General features: G+C 38.3%; 15 protein-coding genes. 6 read left to right on the top strand and 9 right to left on the bottom strand.

The features are described 5' to 3' along the window. The first annotated feature begins 555 nt into the window (after positions 1–555). The 6 genes from HXT23_RS02235 (at position 556) to HXT23_RS02260 (ending at position 6,371) form a co-directional block, all read left to right on the top strand. Positions 556–1,926 (top strand): ABC transporter permease, encoded by a 1,371-nt coding sequence (locus tag HXT23_RS02235; RefSeq protein WP_422113029.1) that lies wholly within the window; start codon positions 556–558, stop codon positions 1,924–1,926. Between the two features lie 59 nt (positions 1,927–1,985). Continuing rightward, on the top strand, positions 1,986–3,338 hold the full coding sequence (locus HXT23_RS02240; RefSeq protein WP_422113030.1) for an ABC transporter permease: 1,353 nt from the start codon (positions 1,986–1,988) through the stop codon (positions 3,336–3,338). 166 nt (positions 3,339–3,504) lie between these two features. Then, on the top strand, positions 3,505–4,146 hold the full coding sequence (locus HXT23_RS02245; protein WP_248899193.1) for an ABC transporter ATP-binding protein: 642 nt from the start codon (positions 3,505–3,507) through the stop codon (positions 4,144–4,146). Between the two features lie 167 nt (positions 4,147–4,313). Beyond that, entirely contained in the window at positions 4,314–4,778 is a 465-nt protein-coding gene (purE, locus tag HXT23_RS02250; RefSeq protein WP_410294377.1) for a 5-(carboxyamino)imidazole ribonucleotide mutase, read from the top strand. Beyond that, on the top strand, positions 4,762–5,934 hold the full coding sequence (gene purK, locus HXT23_RS02255) for a 5-(carboxyamino)imidazole ribonucleotide synthase (protein WP_422113031.1): 1,173 nt from the start codon (positions 4,762–4,764) through the stop codon (positions 5,932–5,934). The genes purE and purK overlap by 17 nt, the downstream gene beginning before the upstream one ends. Before the next feature lie 26 nt (positions 5,935–5,960). Further along, positions 5,961–6,371 carry a Fur family transcriptional regulator gene (locus HXT23_RS02260; protein WP_016840232.1) on the top strand — a complete coding sequence of 137 codons (411 nt, stop codon included), beginning with the start codon at positions 5,961–5,963 and terminating at the stop codon, positions 6,369–6,371. Between the two features lie 102 nt (positions 6,372–6,473). Here HXT23_RS02260 and HXT23_RS02265 read toward each other — a convergent pair whose 3' ends face one another. The 9 genes from HXT23_RS02265 to HXT23_RS02305 all read right to left on the bottom strand — a co-directional run bounded on the left by HXT23_RS02265 (position 6,474) and on the right by HXT23_RS02305 (position 16,401). After that, positions 6,474–6,755 carry an HU family DNA-binding protein gene (locus HXT23_RS02265; protein ID WP_004112617.1) on the bottom strand — a complete coding sequence of 94 codons (282 nt, stop codon included), beginning with the start codon at positions 6,753–6,755 and terminating at the stop codon, positions 6,474–6,476. Positions 6,756–6,998: 243 nt separating this feature from the next. Beyond that, positions 6,999–9,434 carry a lysylphosphatidylglycerol synthase transmembrane domain-containing protein gene (locus HXT23_RS02270; RefSeq protein WP_020973627.1) on the bottom strand — a complete coding sequence of 812 codons (2,436 nt, stop codon included), beginning with the start codon at positions 9,432–9,434 and terminating at the stop codon, positions 6,999–7,001. Positions 9,435–9,492: 58 nt separating this feature from the next. Beyond that, positions 9,493–10,935, bottom strand: a complete 1,443-nt coding sequence (gene purB, locus HXT23_RS02275) for an adenylosuccinate lyase (protein ID WP_016635806.1) — start codon at positions 10,933–10,935, stop codon at positions 9,493–9,495. Between the two features lie 62 nt (positions 10,936–10,997). After that, positions 10,998–12,605 carry an esterase/lipase family protein gene (locus tag HXT23_RS02280; RefSeq protein ID WP_422113032.1) on the bottom strand — a complete coding sequence of 536 codons (1,608 nt, stop codon included), beginning with the start codon at positions 12,603–12,605 and terminating at the stop codon, positions 10,998–11,000. Then, positions 12,605–12,856 carry a hypothetical protein gene (locus tag HXT23_RS02285; RefSeq protein ID WP_116285874.1) on the bottom strand — a complete coding sequence of 84 codons (252 nt, stop codon included), beginning with the start codon at positions 12,854–12,856 and terminating at the stop codon, positions 12,605–12,607. Before HXT23_RS02285 ends, HXT23_RS02280 begins: the two co-directional genes overlap by 1 nt. Before the next feature lie 140 nt (positions 12,857–12,996). Continuing rightward, complete coding sequence (locus HXT23_RS02290) at positions 12,997–13,620, bottom strand: DUF6466 family protein (protein ID WP_422113033.1); 624 nt, start codon at positions 13,618–13,620, stop codon at positions 12,997–12,999. Beyond that, complete coding sequence (locus HXT23_RS02295) at positions 13,617–14,654, bottom strand: vWA domain-containing protein (RefSeq protein ID WP_422113034.1); 1,038 nt, start codon at positions 14,652–14,654, stop codon at positions 13,617–13,619. The genes HXT23_RS02290 and HXT23_RS02295 overlap by 4 nt, the downstream gene beginning before the upstream one ends. After that, positions 14,651–15,820: a vWA domain-containing protein gene (locus HXT23_RS02300; RefSeq protein ID WP_230470815.1), complete on the bottom strand. Its 1,170-nt coding sequence runs from the start codon at positions 15,818–15,820 to the stop codon at positions 14,651–14,653. The genes HXT23_RS02295 and HXT23_RS02300 overlap by 4 nt, the downstream gene beginning before the upstream one ends. A 32-nt stretch (positions 15,821–15,852) precedes the next feature. After that, a complete protein-coding gene (locus tag HXT23_RS02305) occupies positions 15,853–16,401 on the bottom strand; it encodes a hypothetical protein (protein WP_016635800.1) in 549 nt (182 codons plus the stop codon). Positions 16,402–16,409: the final 8 nt, after the last annotated feature.

Consider the following 16,409-nt stretch of genomic DNA (forward strand, 5'->3'; position numbering starts at 1 on the left):
ATAGAACTTGTGCTGAAAGATTGTGCTGAAAGAGAATGATTGAGAAGTTTGTTGTGATTAATCGCAAGTTAATCGCAGAACATAAATCTCATAAATAAACTAAGGCGGGCACTTTGGTAACGCAATGTGCTCGCCTTAATTGTTGTTGTATGTGCCTTTATCCATGCAAATCCTCGTCAAATCATGCAAAATAAATTTTTTTGACTGTAAAGTCTCAAGTTGTAAAACTTGCTAATCGATTAATAAATTTTCTTTCATTAACATTTAGTCACATAAATTATTTCAAATGATTATAACAACATGTCATATATTTTTCATTGAAAATCAGTAATTTTCATAAAATTTTCTAAGATTTTTGAAGATAATAAACAGATTATTCACAGTGTTTTATAAGGGTAAATAATATAGGCTACGTGATTGTACTTGCTGTATGGTTTATACGATTTTGTGTGGCTTATACGATTTTGTATTATTCGTGCGGCTTGTACTTAGTACTGATATTAATGATTGAATAACTACGATTTAACTACAAGTGTTCGATGAGGATGGTAGTCAATGACATTTATTTCTCGCGCAATACGCTACGTTTTGAGAAAAAGAGTAAAAACAGCAATCGTGTTTGTAATACTAGCTTTGATTTCAACGCTTTTGCTAGCATCTTCTGCAGTTGCAATTGCTGCAGAAAAAGAAGGAAAAAAGGTAGAAGAACAAGCGGAATCTAGTTTTGTTTTAGCAAATAATCCGCAAGTAAATCCTGGAACTCCTAGGGGAGCGGGAACCGTTAAACCAAGTGATGTTAAAAAAATCGCGTCACTAAAAAACGTTGATTCGTATGTTTTACGTCAAAATGTTACAGCCGATTTGGTTGATGCAAAAGCAGCGAGAATCAAAGGTGTTCAAGACTACGATGCGCGCAGAGAAAAGCAATTTGGCAATGCTGTAAACCTAGAAGGAACAAACTCTTCTAAGGGTCTAAATGCTTTCAAAACAAAATCAATTCACATGGTTAAAGGAAGGGCTTTGCGCGAATCAGATGAGCATGCATCCTTAATTCACGAAGATTTAGCAAAACTTAACGGGCTAAAATTAGGCGATTCGCTAACGCTTAAAGCCAATCCTTTCGACGCCGATAACCTTAACCATTCTACGGAGCAAGTAAAAACACGCATAGTTGGAATTTACGGCGGAGCTAACAATCGCCCAGTTGCAACGCGTGCAGAATTAACTGCAAATACTGTGTATACAGATTTAAAAACAACCAGAGAGCTTTACAAATATAAGCCTGGAAAAGAGATATACCAGGACGCAAGTTTTAAGGTTAAAAAAGGAGTGGACGCAGATTCTGTGATTGAAGAAGCGTCTAAGCTGCCGATTGATTTGCAAAACTATCAAATTACTCGAGATGACCAGTTTGTACAAGGAATGATTGGCGCAGCAAAAGGCGTAAAATCCATGATGAACATAACTGTTGTTGCAGTAAGCGCGTTTGCTGTTGTAGCTCTTGGATTGGTTCTTATTCTTTGGATTAATGAGCGTAGAAAAGAAATTGGAGTTTTAACTTCCATTGGCGTTGGAAAAGTTTCACTTGTGTTGCAGCAGCTTTTTGAGCTTGTGCTACTTGCGATTCCAGCCATTGCAATAGGCTATGGTTTTGCTAGCGCAATATCTCCATGGTTTAGCGACTGCGCATTAGGATCGGTAAAAAATTCCGCCGCGCAGCAGCTTAGCTCAATGGGTCAAGCTGGAGGAAACTTGGAATCAAGCATGGCCACTAGAACACTAGATAAGATTGCTGTTCAAGTTAGCTCAGATTGCTTAATTCAATCGTCATTAATGGTTCTAATGATTATTATTGTTGCGGTTGCGCTGTCTTATCTTCCTATTTTGCGAAAGTCTCCTAGAGATTTGCTTGGCATGCAAAAGTAGTTGGCATGCAAAAGTAGTTGGCATGCAAAAGTAGTTGACGTGCAAAAGTAGGTGGTAAAATGACTCAAATTATAAAAAGATCTTGGCTAGCTATAGTTAGAAAACCAAGGCGTAGCGCTATTTTAGCTTTGATTATTACGGTGGTTCTTAGCGCGCTTATTTGCCAAGCGAGTGTTATTTCTTGCGTAAAAAATCTAGAGAATCAAATAACATCCAACATTGGTTTAGGATTTAGTGTTTACGCAAAAACGCAAGGGCAGACTTTGCCAGAGTCTGATTCTGCTGGTGATTCTACTGGTGACTCCGCTAAACAATCGCAGCAAGATATTCCTCAAGATTTGCAAAAAAACGAAGGAATTCCCGAAAGTCTTATTGCAAAATTTAAAAGAATTAATGGAGTAAAAACCATTGCAGAAGAAAAAGATGTTTTAGCAAATCCTGTTAACGCTAAAATTGTAGCGCCAATAAATGGTCCGCGTTTAGACAATGATGAAATGTTTTCGCTTGTTTCCATAACGGGAACAACTAAATCACAGTTAGCGCAGGGATTCCAAGAAGGATTATATAAGCTTGATGAAGGCAGCCATATTGATTCTTCGGCACCTGGCGACTCTAAGCGCGCAAAATCTGCAATAATTCACAAGAGCTTTGCTAAACAAAATAATCTTAAACTCGGGTCTGTTTTAACTCTAAAACAAGGCAGCAAAAGCATTAATCTTAAGGTTGTTGGCATTTTTTCTGGCAAGATGCAAACAAAAGGTGCGCTTCCTTCCGATTCTTCCGAAAATCGCGTAATAACTGATTTAGAATCTGCTCTTTACTTGTTTGGAAGTAAAAATCGCAGTTCTATAAAGTGCGTTATGCAAAATCCAAATAATCTAGAAAATGCTTTAAAAGAAGCCAATAAAATCGCTAAAAACTATGGCAGCGGAATGCTTTCTGTAGAAAATAATGCGCAAAGATTTGCCTCTGTTCTTCAATCCGTAAAAACAGTTAGGCAATTAGTGTTTATGATTCTATTTTGCCTTGCGATTGTTGCAGTAATAATTCTTGGATTAGTGCTTGTTTTTTGGGTACGAGGAAGGATTCACGAAGTTGGCGTTTTAATGGCAATTGGTGTAGAAAAACGTGTTATAGCTTTGCAAATGATTATAGAAGTTTTTATAATATCCGCATTTTGCTCAGTGCTGTCTACTGCGATTAGTGCTGCAATATCGTCTAGTGTTGGATCAATGCTATTAGTAAATGTTGCAAATGGTGCAATTACGTACTCATCAAATCAGCCTTTGCTAACTAGCCAAACAGCGTTTGCTATTCTTCTAGGATTTGCTATAGCGTTTGTATCTCTATGCATTGCTCTTGCGCCAATAATGTTTAAAAAGCCGCGTTCTATACTCAGCTCAATTAGTTAGAGGAGATTAAAGTGGCGTATTTTGTATGCATATAGCGCTTGCGATTAGTGTGCGGAACATGTGTACAGGCCAAAATAATCATAAAAATAATAGATAAATTTATAACACAGATTCATAAAAATATAGATTAATAGAAACACAGATTAATAGAATATTGGAGTTTATTATGACAACTTTATTAAAACTAAACAACGTTGATTACTCTTATGGAGCAACTAATATTGCGGTTCTTAAAAATGTTAATGCAGATTTTGAAGCTGGAAAAATCTATAGCATAACAGGGCCATCTGGAGCTGGAAAATCTACCATGTTATCTCTTTTAGCTGGTTTAGACTCGCCAACAAGCGGAACAGTATTGTTTAACGGGCAAGATATTTCAAAGAATGGTGGTTATGCTAATCATCGTAAGAACAATGTTTCTTTAGTTTTCCAGAGTTTTAATCTAATCGACTATTTGACTCCTGTAGAAAACTTGCGTCTTGTTAGCTCAAAGGCGGATTCTACAATTCTTAAAGAGCTGGGTCTTAGCGAAGACGAGTCCACTAGAAATATAACAAAGCTTTCAGGAGGCCAGCAGCAGCGCGTAGCTATTGCGCGAGCGCTTGTATCTTCTGCGCCTGTTATTCTTGCCGACGAGCCAACAGGTAGCTTGGATCCAAACACAACTCAAGAAGTTATAGCAATCTTAAAAGATGCCGCTCATAAGCGCGGAAAATGCGTGATTGTTGTAACGCATTCTAGCGATGTTGCGGATGCTGCAGACGTAAAATATGTTCTTAAAAATAAGCAGCTAATAAAGAAGCAATAAAGAAGCTATAAAGAAGCTAATAAAACACCAATTATTAGCCATTTTTCCGTGCTTATGCGTAAAGTAAAACTTGCGTATAAACTTTGCGCATAAGCTGCGTATTTACGCATATACGGGAGGTTGTTGTGGCAGATATTTTAGATTCAAAACCTGTTGTGGCAGTTGTTATGGGCTCTTCTAGCGATTGGGAAACAATGCGTCACGCATGTGAAATCTTAGAAAAATTTAGAGTGCCGTATATAAAGCAAGTTATTTCTGCACATCGCACTCCAGAACTTATGGCAGATTTTGCACATAGCGCTAGAAAAAACGGTTTTCGTGTGATTATTGCTGGCGCTGGTGGAGCTGCACACTTACCAGGCATGATTGCTGCTCAAACAACGCTTCCAGTTGTTGGTGTTCCTGTAAAATCCCATGCTCTTTCGGGCTGGGATTCTTTGCTTTCTATAGTGCAAATGCCTGGCGGAATTCCAGTTGCAACAACCGCTGTTGGCAATTCTGGCGCTACGAATGCTGGCTTGCTTGCTGTAAGCATGCTTAGCACAACAGATAGTCGCCTAGAAAAAGAACTTGAAGATTACCGTAAAGAATTAAAAAAGAAGGTTGAGGAATCTAATGCCGAGCTTATGTGAAGCTACTGATGGTGCTGTAAAGTGCTTAATGCCAGGGGCAACTATTGGAATTATAGGCGGTGGTCAGCTTGGTCGCATGATGGCGATTGCTGCTAGAAGAATGGGCTTTAAAATCGGCGTTTTAGACCCAGCGCATAATTGCCCAGTGTTCCAAGTTGCGGATTTTCAAGTTGAAGCTGAGTATGATGATTTGGAGGCTTTAAAAAAGCTTGCTAAAAGTTGCGATGTGCTTACGTACGAATTTGAAAACGTAAACGCAGATGCTTTAGATAGTGTGCGAGATTTGGTTGCTGTTCCTCAAGGAACCGACTTATTGCGAGTTACGCAAGACCGTGTTTTTGAAAAAAGCTTTATTAACAATCATGGTATTGAAACAGCTAAATGGCGTGAAGTCAACAATTTAGACGATTTAGATAAAGCAATCGAAGAAATCGGGCTGCCTGCAATTCTTAAAACGCGCAGAGGTGGTTACGACGGCCACGGTCAAGACGTTTTGCGCACTCAAGAAGACGTTGATAATGTTTGTAATCGCGTAGAAAATGGCCAAGAGATGCCGCCTTCTATTCTCGAAGGTTTTGTTGACTTTGCTTTTGAAGCATCAATTCTTGTTTCGGGGAATGGCAACGAATTTGTGACTTATCCGCTTGTAAAAAACGTGCATCACAATAGCATTTTGCACATGACTTTGGCTCCTGCAAATGTTGATGCTAAGGTTCAAGAAGCTGCGCATAGTTTAGCGCTTAGATTGGCTCAAGGATTTAAGCTTGCTGGAACGCTTGGAATTGAGCTGTTTATTACTAAAGATAATCGCGTAGTAGTAAATGAGCTTGCGCCACGCCCGCATAATTCGGGGCATTACACGATTGAAGCTTGCGATATGGATCAGTTTGAAGCTCATGTTCGCGGTATTGTTGGATGGCCACTAAAAGAGCCTAAGCTGCTTTCTGCGGCTGTTATGGTTAATGTTTTAGGTCAGCATGTTGCACCTACTCGCGCGCTTATTGTGGAGCATCCAGAATGGCATGTTCACGACTACGGCAAGGCACAGGTCCGTAAGAATCGCAAAATGGGTCATATTACTGTTCTTTGCAATAATCCTGTTGAGGAAGCCAATGTGTTAGACTCTACAGGTTGTTGGGATGACGAGCTTGATTAAAAGTTTTTGTTGCGAAAGGTTAAATAATGGTTGGTGAGCCAATACGCAGAAACACTAAGCAAAAAGAAACAGTTCTTGAGCATTTAAAAGCTTCGCGTAATTTTGTTTCTGCTCAAAATTTGCATCGCGCGCTTGTAGAAGATGGGGAAATCATTGGTTTGGCCACCGTTTATCGCCAGCTTAATACGCTTGCACAAAGCGGAGATGTTGATACTGTGCGTTTTAACGGTCAGCAGCTTTTTAGGATTTGCGACGAGAACACGCATCATCATCATCTTGTGTGCGAAAAGTGTGGCAAAACTGTAGACATAGAGCCTCCAGATGACGAAGGTTGGATTCATAAGATTGCTGAATCTCACGGATACACGGTTATAGACCACACTTTGGAAGTGTTTGGGCTTTGCAAAGATTGCAATAGTGAGAAACTAGAGCACTGAGTTAGAGCGCATAAAACACAGCGCATAAAACAAAAGAACGAGGAACAAATCCAACTTTGGGAATGTTCCTCGTTCTTGTAAGTCTACGCTTAAAGGTTCAACTTACTCAGTAACAGCCTTCTTAAGCAAAGAACCAGCGGAGATTCTAACACCGTAAGATGCAGGAATCTTAATGGTTTCGCCAGTACGTGGGTTGCGGCCAGTGCGCTCTGCGCGCTTTACGCGCTCTGCAGAGAACAGACCAGTGAGCTTCAATCCTTCGCCAGACTGCAAAGCCTCAACGAACACATCCTGGAATGCGTTGACAGCGGCCTCGGCCTGTGCCTTGGTAAGGTTGGACTTCTGAGCGATCTTCGAAACGAGATCAGACTTGTTGTATGCCATACAAGCATCCTTTGTGTTAGGGGCCTTCTCTTCCAAAGACCACTTTCACTCATAGATATTAGTACATTTTCCCTACAAATGCGCGGTTTTTCAGCGTTTTATTAAGATTTTTTTACGATTTTTTACTTTTTTTAGTGAATAAAGTGTATAAAAACCGCAAAAATGCCTTATATAGGCTTATTTATGCGGTTTTTAACTAAATATATTCTTTTTTTGACTCGTTAAATTTACACTAATTTGTTATTAAATTAATCCCTTATTGCTAAGACTTTTCATTGCAAAAGCGCCTATTGGTATTCGTAACCAATAGAACATAAGGCGGTAAAGAAGAGTTGCAGATAATGCGATTGTTGGATGAACGCCAACTGAAGTGAATGCAAAAGTCAAAGATGCTTCAACGGCTCCCAATCCGCCAGGCGTTGGAACAGCAGATCCAGCAGTGTTTGCCACTAAGAACAGAAGAACTGTTTCCCAAGGGTTTGCGTAGTATCCAAATGCCAAAAGAGCAATCCAATATCCTAGTCCTGTTGCAAAAACAAGAATCAAACCGCCCAAAGTGCCGTTAAAAAGCTGTTTTGGTTTAGTTACAAGTTCTTTTATCTGTTTGCCATAGTCCGAAAGAATTGGAAGATATTTTTTGCGTATAAATTTGCGAATAGGAGTAATAGCCATAAACGCGCATAGGATTATAGTAACAATTCCTATTACGGTAATAAGCATATGCGTAGGAATCATTCCAGATAGAAGGTTTTTACCAGTAAAAATTCCAACGCTAAATATAACAAGAGCGGTTACTAGCGATTGCAAAAGCCATACTGCGCTTGTAATCGCTGTTGCTTGAGATGTTGAACTACCATTTTTCTTTATAAGTTGCATGTTTACAAACGCAGGACCTACTCCAGCTGGCATAGACACGGCAGTAAAGCCAGAAGCTGCTTGCGATGTAAATAAAACACAAGCATTTGGCTTTGAGTCATCCATAAAAGATCCGAGCGTAATAGAAGACCCAACCCAAGCAAGCATGCTGCATGCAAAGCAAGCAAAGACCATCACGCTATCTGCTTTTTTGAGCGCAAAAATAAATTCTTGCGGATGCAATTGAGTAACAATAGCCGAAATCGCTGCAATAATAAGGATTAAGCTAACAAAGAATCGAATATTAAAACGTGCTAATCTAACAGTGTCGTAGTCTTCTTCGTTGTTAAGCGCGCAAACTTTTTTACTAATCTCATTTTTAAGATCTTCAAAAAGTTTTTTATTGCAAGAAGAAAGTGACCTTACAGATGCTGGAACAGCTGCTTTTTGAATAAATGGAAGTATTTGCGCAACCTTATTTGTGCCCCAAACGCTTATTGCTGATTCAACAGCAGTTTTTGCATCAATGCAAGACGCGATTATTGTTAAAAGTTGAACTTTATCTAAAGCAACATTAGTTGAATCACTAGCAACATCGCCATTTTGCCAACCTGCAATTAGGGGAGTTCCATCTTCTAGTCGCGCAAGCGATTCGGGTCCTATTCTTCTGTGTGTAATGCCTCTAGAGTTTGCAATATCAAGATATTGCATAAGTCTTTGAGCGTCTTTAGATGTAAGTGTGTTTAGATTGCAAGGAACAAGAACATTGCTAGTATGAAATACCATTATTGATGATTTTTCTAGGTCTGTTACCCCATACACGTTTGCTGTTGCAAGATGCAAGTTTCTAAGAGCAAGTAGCATAGAAAGATGGTGATGTATTGAGTGTCTTGCAGAACGGTCTCGTCTAACTGGAATGTCAATTAACTTAACCCATTGCCATAGCTGATTTAGATACCCAGGCAAGTGCACTTGATTGTCTAATACAGATATAACGTATCTTGTTCCGTGAATATCAATCGCATCGTATAGCCTTGAATTTTCAATCAAATCGTCGTCAAGACTAGACTTAAGAACTCCACTATGGTCGGTTGTTAGTGTTCTTCTATTAAGCTGAACAAGATGCGTAATGCCAATGTTTTCTAGTGCTTCAACAATATCTTTGCCCCATGCTCCTTTGCTTTGCGTTCCCTTAATAAACCGAATTAGTGTTCCAAAAGAACGTCCAATGCACCAAGATGTTAATGCGCCTGTTAGCGAATGCCAAGAAGTTACGATTAATATTGGAGACGCAATTAGCAGCGCTTGCCAAGAGAGTTTTACGATTTTGTTATCTCTTCTAGGTCCGCTAACAGTTAGAAAAGCAACCAAAACCGCGTACATGTCTGGCAATAATTCTGTGCCATGACTATTAGATATTGAATTAAGAGATGCGAATATCGAAGGATTGTTTAGCGTTGTAAGAATGTAGGAAATATACCATACAAGCGGATACGTTAAAAGCAAAGTTATTGTTGATATTGCCGTATTAATCCATTTTTTTGAATCGATCATTGATACGATTACGCCAGCAACAATTGCGATTGTAAGCGCTTGCTGAAAAAGAGAAGATGGAAGTCCTTTTACAATCCACTCAATAATCTTCCCAGCATTTTTTGCGTCGTGTTCTACGCCTGCTGTTGTTCCCGAAAAACACGTTGCAAATAACACTACTGCTGTAGCTACGCCAGCAGATGCAATTGCGTAGATTAAATCTGCCCAATTGCGAACTAGCTTAGGCTCAACGTCGTTAATAACTAAATCATCTTTTACTTGCGATTGCATAGTACACCGTTTATTTATTAATAGTTATTAATGTTTAATAAGTTATTGAACAAAATAGTTATTGAATAAAATCCACCAAACGTGATGCAATTCCAGTATAAGATTCTGGAGTAAGATTTTTTAGCCTATTTGCAGTCTGAGCATCGAAGTTTCTAGAAGATATAAAATCTTCAACATCTTGTCTAGAAATACTATGACCACGCATAAGCTCTTTAACTTGCTCGTACGGCTTTTCCATTCCTTCTACGCCAGCAATTTCTTGAGCGCGCATAGCAGTTTGGATTGGCTCTCCAAGAACTTCCCAATTGTTGTTAAGCTCTTCGCTCATCATTTGCGTGTTTGGATGAATCGACTTTAAGCCGCCAAGAAGATTGTTCAAAGCAAGAAGAGCGTAGCCAAATGCGGATCCAACGTTTCTTTGAGTAGTGGAATCTGTTAAATCGCGCTGCCAGCGGCTTTCGGTAAGCGTTGCACAAAGAGTGTCGAAAAGTGCGCAAGAAATCTCTAGATTTGCTTCCGCGTTTTCAAATCGAATAGGGTTCACTTTATGAGGCATTGTGGAGGATCCAGTAGCGCCTTTAACAGGAACTTGCACAAAAACGCCGCGAGAAATGTACATCCACACGTCTACAGCAAGATTGTGAAGAATATGATTAATGTGACTTACAGTGCTATAAAGTTCCGCTTGCCAATCGTGGCTTTCGATTTGCGTTGTAAGAGGATTAAAGCAAAGACCCATTCTGTTTTCTACAAATTCTTTAGAAACGTTAAGCCAATCAACATTAGGGAAAGCAGCAAGATGAGCGCCAAAAGTTCCAGTAGCACCATTTATCTTTCCAAGATACTCTTGGGAGTTAAGGTGTTTTAGCTGGCGATTTAGCCTATAAACAAACACAGCAAGTTCTTTGCCTAAAGTTGTAGGAGTTGCAGGCTGGCCGTGAGTGAGCGATAGCATTGGCATATCTCTATACTCTTGCGCTTTTTGAGTCAAGTAATCAACAATAGCTTGCAAATTTGGCCTATACACGTTTTCAACAGCGTTTTTTACGCAACGAGCTATAGAAAGATTGTTTATATCTTCGCTTGTGCAAGCAAAATGAACTAATGTTTTAAGATTGCTAAGCTGGGTTTTATGCCCTAATACTTGCTCTGCTTTGTCTAACTCGTCGTCAATATAGTATTCAACAGCTTTAACGTCGTGATGTGTAACAGCTTCGTGAGATGCATGGCGTTTTATGCCTTCTGCTCCAAAGTTTTCTGGGATTGCGCGCAAATAATCGCATTCCTCGTCTGTTAAAGGCTTTACGCCATCTACAATCGTCTTAAAATCGTTTCCCTTATAACCGTTTGCTAGAAGAATCATCCATTCAACTTCTACACGCATGCGCTCGCGGTTTAATGCTGGTTCGCTTAAATATTCTACAAGGCTTGCAGTTTGGTTGTGGTATCTTCCATCTAGAGGAGTCAAAGCAATAGCAGGGCAAATATCAGTAAGCTTCATACTCTAAAGGTTACAGCATGGCAAAAACTACTAAGTTTTGAGCGTTGCTATTTTACTTTGCATTAGTGTTGCATAACACCTTGCCACAATGTTGTTTCTTCTAATTTTCCGCTTAATATCTTATTAAAATGTGATTCTTGAGTTCTAATTTCTTTAGACGCAAGTTGGTGAGCATCCGCATATGCTGCTTGATGATAGTTCAAATCGTGTGTGAGTGTTCCTTCTTCTGGTACATTTTTTACTAATATTCCGTCTTTTTCAAAAATATTTTTTGTGTTGCGATTTGTGTTGCCAATCTTATTACGATTTTGTTTAGAGACATTTTTATCATCTTCTTCTTTTCTTTTAATTCGATTAGCGCTTTTACTTGCAATTGCGTGAATCGTAACCCAATTATTTCTGCTCGGATTACTTGCTCCGTCTAGTGTTGGAACTAGTTCGTCTTCCATTTCTATGCTCGTAACCCAAGTTTTGCTTGGAATTGCGTGGTTTGCTATTGGAGACCCAGCAGTTACAACATGTTTTATGTTGTATTGTTTTGAATAGTCGCTAGCAATTCCTGCAGCAACTATTCCTCCTTGAGAATGTCCAACAAGAACAACATTGTCGTTCGCTTTAATTCCGCTCTTTTTCATAGCTTCTACAACCATTCTTGTGCTGTCTGCGTTCATTCTTACGCTTCTAGAACTGCTCATAACCTCTGCATTTTGAGGCCATCCAAAAGGAGACTTTGGTTTACCGTCGGTTCCAGGTATTGTAACAAGCCAAGACGTGCTACCGTCTTTTTGTCTAAAACGTTGAATTGCGATTGTTGCAGCATCTGGATTTGTTTTTGGAGGATGCACCGAAAGATTTCCACTAGAAAGGCTGTTAAGATTTTCAAGCGCTTGATCAATATTGTTTCCCTTATAGAGAAATATTTTAGATTGTGCGTTTTTAGGCAAAACTAGTTTTGTTACTTTAAGATTGTTTCCTTGGTTTGCATCGTTGATTTTTGAGCTAAACATGCTTAATGCGCTTGCAAAAGTGGAAACTGGCGCTTTTGAATGTTTTACATCGTTCTTTTCTTGAATGCTAGAAAAAAGACGAATAGGGATTCCTGTTACGGGGTTTATTAGAAAATGTTTAGAAAAGCCTCTAATAAATCCTTGCTGAATAGGAGCTGTTGCGTGGCTCCACTTAGAAAAGTTTTTCATGCCACTTTTTTGAGTCATGTCTAAAATCGCGCTGAATCCTACGCTTGCAAAGAATGGTACTGCAGCAATAGGGAAGATGGTAGTTCCAATAGACACAAGGTTATCCAAGGTTTCTCTATTTTTGTATTCTGCTTGAGAATATAAGTTATTTGCTCTGACTATTAGAGTTGCTAATTCACTAAGATTGTTAGACATTGATTCGCATTGGCTTGACTTTATTCTGCATTCGTTAGAATCAGGCAAGTTTTGCAAAGCATGTTGATTAATGTTTTCGCTAAAACAGTTGTTTTGGTTTTGTACAAGAGCTGCTTTTTGGCTTTCGATTTGCATTGCAGTTTGCATCCAACAAGCACTTAGCGAATGAAAATCGTTTGATAGTTCGCTAAGTCTTGCAGCTTTTGTTCTATATGCGTTAGAATCAGCAACGCTAAGAGGTTCTCCGCCAGTTATTGTAGATTTTACTCTCCAAGGCATTATTTACCCCCAAAGTTTAGCATCGATCTAAAAGTAGAATTAGCGTTAATAAAATCACCGTCAACAAAACTAGTATTAACACAGCTGATTTGGCATGCTTCTCTAGCAGTTTTAGCCATCTGTTCGTTAAACGCGTTTGCGGCTCTTCCGTGCCAGTCTTTAAGAGTGTTGGAGTGTGCTTCGCTAAGCACGCTGTTAGAGCATTGTTCTGTTCTTTCTAACAGCCACTGGTAGTCGTTAAATATGTGCATACAAACATTACACACAATGTTTTTCAAATAGTCACGAAAATTCTTGCAATGTGGTTAAAGGCTATAAGCCTTGAAATATAAGGTTTTTGTGTTTTAAGTCGTTTTTTTTTAACGAATTTTATCGCAAATTTTAGCGCGATCTACCAAGGCTTATTGCTTGAGTCTTCTTTTTTAGAAGACTTAGTTTTTTCATTCTTATTTGATTCGTCTTTAGTGGAATCATCGCTATTTTGATTTGATTGATTTTGCGAATTTTGGCTAGAATCGCTTTGATTATTTTGCTTTAGCAAGTCTTGAATTTTACTTTTTTGCGAATCGCTTAAGCTGGATTTGTTGGATTTTTCTTGCGCTTTATTAGTCATATTTTTGCGATTATTTTGGCTTGTTTGCGCATTAGAATCCGTATCTTTTTTATCTTGGTTAAGTTGCTTTTGCAAGCTTTTAGTAAGCTCTTTAGATATTATTGCGTTATGATTAATGCTCTTTAATAAGTGCGGCATTAAAATCGTGTAAGGCGATTTTGCTTCGTTAAATTGGTCATCAACCTGTTTTTGAGATACAACCAACGTTTCTTTATCTGCATCAACTTTTTTCGATGCATTTATGTTGTTTATAAGACTTTTTGTAGCAGCGTTATACGTTGATTCTGCTTTAAGATTAGTTGCAATTAAATAGATTGAAACCATGCATAAAAATATAACAATAGAAGATATTGCAATAATAGAAAATCTTAGGAATGACTTAGGTGTGATTTTGATAATCATATAAGCTTCCTCGATTTTGTAATCCAGCATGCCAATTCCCAAAGAATTAATACACTTGCAAGAATAGCAAACGGCCAAACGATTGGATACGGCCTAAGTCTTGGCTTAACAGTGTTGTTTTGTCTCCATTGCTTAGAAAGAATCTGCTTTGCTTCTACGCCAATAGAATGATCTTTACTGGAATCAACATATTTTCCACTAAGCTCGTCTGCAATATTCTTAAGATTTTTTGAATCCATTTTAGAAATTCCAGGCTTTTTTGTAGAAGGGTCAATAACCCATTTTTCAGACTGTTTTATAGAAGAATCAGTTACGTTAATATCGTCTAAATTATCCAACTTAGTGCTTTTATTTGGTATTTTTCCGCCATTTTTAGAGCCAACACCAATTACGTAAGCATGATTTATGTAGCCGCGCAAAGATGAGAATGTTCTGCGCTTTCTGCTAGTGGTTTCTTCGCCATCGCTAATTAAATACAAAACAGTAACATCTTGCGGATGAGCGTTGTGAATCGCTTGAGTGGCAAGAAGAGTCTTATCTAGAGGAGCGTCTAAGCTCGTTCCGTTTGAAACTCCAACAGGCTCTGTGTTAATGGTGTTAACCCAATTTTCAATGGCATTTGCGTCTGGAGTTAGTGGAACGTCAACACTAGAAGACGCTCCAAATCTTATTGCGCTAAAGCTTGCGTTTGCGTAATTATTCGTTACTTGCTTTATTATTTGCTTTGCGCTGTTAAACCTAGTAGTGCGATTGTTGTTTAAGTCTTTAGAATCATTAACGTTCATAGAGCCAGTAACGTCTAAAACAAATATTACGTTTGTAGCGTTAAGAGAGCGTTGAAAAGTGCTTTTCATAATGCATGGGCATAATGCGCAAATCGCAAGCAAAACGCATATTAAAACTCTGCGAATACGCATATAAACAGTTTCATCTGTGTTATAAGAGTTGCGTTTTAGTGGGAAAATCTCAAATAGTGCTAAAACGGCAAGAATTGCAATTAAGATTAACGAAATCCAACTAAAATATATTCTCATCGTTTTATCCTTCTTGCAAAAATAAGCCAAAGAGACACAAAAATAACCGCTAAAATTGTTGCAATACTAGGGTCATCGCTTAAAGCTGATTGAGATGAATCATTTGGAATACTCGTATGTTGCTGCTCGATTTTACGAACCAAAGCCATTACAGAATCAGCGTTATGTTGCGTTAAGAAAATACCTCCGTTTTGAGTAATTAGATCACGCATTTGCCTAGTGGTTGCCTCGTTTTCGCTTTGAGCAGACCCAGAATACAATCCATCAACTTGAATATTCGCTTGTTTTGTTAAATCCAAAGCTGCTTTAAGCGAATAAGACGGCTTTCCAGAAACAACATTGTCTGTTGCTAAAACAATAGAAGCACTGCGATTAAGGCGATTATGAGGCTTTTTAGAATTGTTAGAAGAGCCGTACACAACTCCTGGAATCATTGCAGCACAACTAACAAGACCATCTCCGATTAAAGATGTTGCTTCTTTTCGATTTTGAGTTCCATCAAGCCATGTAGAAATTTGCTGATATTGCTTTTGTTGCATATTGTCGATTTTGTCTTGAGTTTGAACTCCATCCAAGAGTTTAGAAGCGTATTGCAATTGCTTTTTAACAAGCGAATAATCGTCTGTTAGTGGAAAAACAGTTCTAGATGTTGAGTTAAAAATACTCAAGCCAATGCGCTCGCCTTGAAAATGCTCAACAAATTTTAAGTAAGCGTTAATAACTTCTAAATCGTAGGGAAGAGTGGATCCAGAAACGTCTAAGCAAAGCACAATATCTCTAGAACTCGATTGCTCGTTTGCGTCTAAAACTCTAGAAGGCCTTGCGCTAAGAATTAGCGTGCATAAAAGAGCAAGAGAAAGCATTAAGGCGCATGTTCTTCGCAAAATATTCCATAATCGCCATCTTCTTGAGCATATGCTTCCTTTAAGGTCTTCGTCTAAAGAAAAAGACGTTAAAAAGCTTGTTTCTAATATTTTGGAAGATTTAATTTTGTAGTTTTTAGAATTACGTTTTTTAATCTCACTTATTGCAAACGCCAATATTGCAACGATTACGCTTATTAAAACGCCAAAAACAAAGATTAGCGGCCATTTTAATCGCATTGAAAATAGTGTTGAAGCAAATATTTTGCTCATTTCTAAATTAGGTATTGCCAAATTATGCATTGCAAAAGTGCATGTGCTTAAAGTGGAGAATGTCATCTTTTATTCTCCTTTGGCTTGTTTTCTTTTGTTTTCCAACTTTCAAGAAGAACAAGAACCCACCTTGCGCCTTGATCAACATCCGTATTTTTAGCTTGATTATTATATTTAGTATCTGCAAATTCAGTAGGGTATAGTGCTGCAATAGTTTGGCGCAATAAGTCTGCTCCATGCGTGTTCTTCCAAGAGTTTCTAAGCGAACTTATGTCTGAAAGAGTATGTGATTTAATGTTTTCACCGCTTATTATCGAAACATATTGTCTTGCAATTTGAGCTAATTTTGCAAAAGCTTGATCTTTTTTAATCTTTTTTTGATTATAGTCGCTAACAACTTGCTCGATTTTTTTACGCCATTCTTGCTTATTTGCATTTAGAGTATGCGCAGCATTCTTTATATCTTTTTTAGTATTAACTTTAGGATTGATTTTGCATATAGCAAAGTAGAGCGTTGCGCTTGCTAAAAGTGCCACTATTATGCTTAAGCCAATAAAAGCAAGTAGCATTGTTTCGTCGTTTAGAACCTTTTGAACATTAAGAATACTCACTGATTACA

It is taken from the genome of Gardnerella sp. DNF00257, from assembly GCF_049262745.1.
GTDB lineage: Bacteria > Actinomycetota > Actinomycetes > Actinomycetales > Bifidobacteriaceae > Bifidobacterium > Bifidobacterium piotii.

Coding starts and splice junctions, on each gene's coding strand:
- HXT23_RS02290 (WP_422113033.1), bottom strand. CDS start 13,620: ATGATTATCAAAATCACACCTAAGTCATTCCTAAGATTTTCTATTATT.
- HXT23_RS02280 (WP_422113032.1), bottom strand. CDS start 12,605: ATGCCTTGGAGAGTAAAATCTACAATAACTGGCGGAGAACCTCTTAGC.
- HXT23_RS02265 (WP_004112617.1), bottom strand. CDS start 6,755: ATGGCATACAACAAGTCTGATCTCGTTTCGAAGATCGCTCAGAAGTCC.
- HXT23_RS02270 (WP_020973627.1), bottom strand. CDS start 9,434: ATGCAATCGCAAGTAAAAGATGATTTAGTTATTAACGACGTTGAGCCT.
- HXT23_RS02300 (WP_230470815.1), bottom strand. CDS start 15,820: ATGCATAATTTGGCAATACCTAATTTAGAAATGAGCAAAATATTTGCT.
- HXT23_RS02245 (WP_248899193.1), top strand. CDS start 3,505: ATGACAACTTTATTAAAACTAAACAACGTTGATTACTCTTATGGAGCA.
- purE (WP_410294377.1), top strand. CDS start 4,314: ATGGGCTCTTCTAGCGATTGGGAAACAATGCGTCACGCATGTGAAATC.
- HXT23_RS02295 (WP_422113034.1), bottom strand. CDS start 14,654: ATGAGAATATATTTTAGTTGGATTTCGTTAATCTTAATTGCAATTCTT.
- HXT23_RS02235 (WP_422113029.1), top strand. CDS start 556: ATGACATTTATTTCTCGCGCAATACGCTACGTTTTGAGAAAAAGAGTA.
- purK (WP_422113031.1), top strand. CDS start 4,762: ATGCCGAGCTTATGTGAAGCTACTGATGGTGCTGTAAAGTGCTTAATG.
- HXT23_RS02260 (WP_016840232.1), top strand. CDS start 5,961: ATGGTTGGTGAGCCAATACGCAGAAACACTAAGCAAAAAGAAACAGTT.
- HXT23_RS02285 (WP_116285874.1), bottom strand. CDS start 12,856: ATGCACATATTTAACGACTACCAGTGGCTGTTAGAAAGAACAGAACAA.
- HXT23_RS02240 (WP_422113030.1), top strand. CDS start 1,986: ATGACTCAAATTATAAAAAGATCTTGGCTAGCTATAGTTAGAAAACCA.
- purB (WP_016635806.1), bottom strand. CDS start 10,935: ATGAAGCTTACTGATATTTGCCCTGCTATTGCTTTGACTCCTCTAGAT.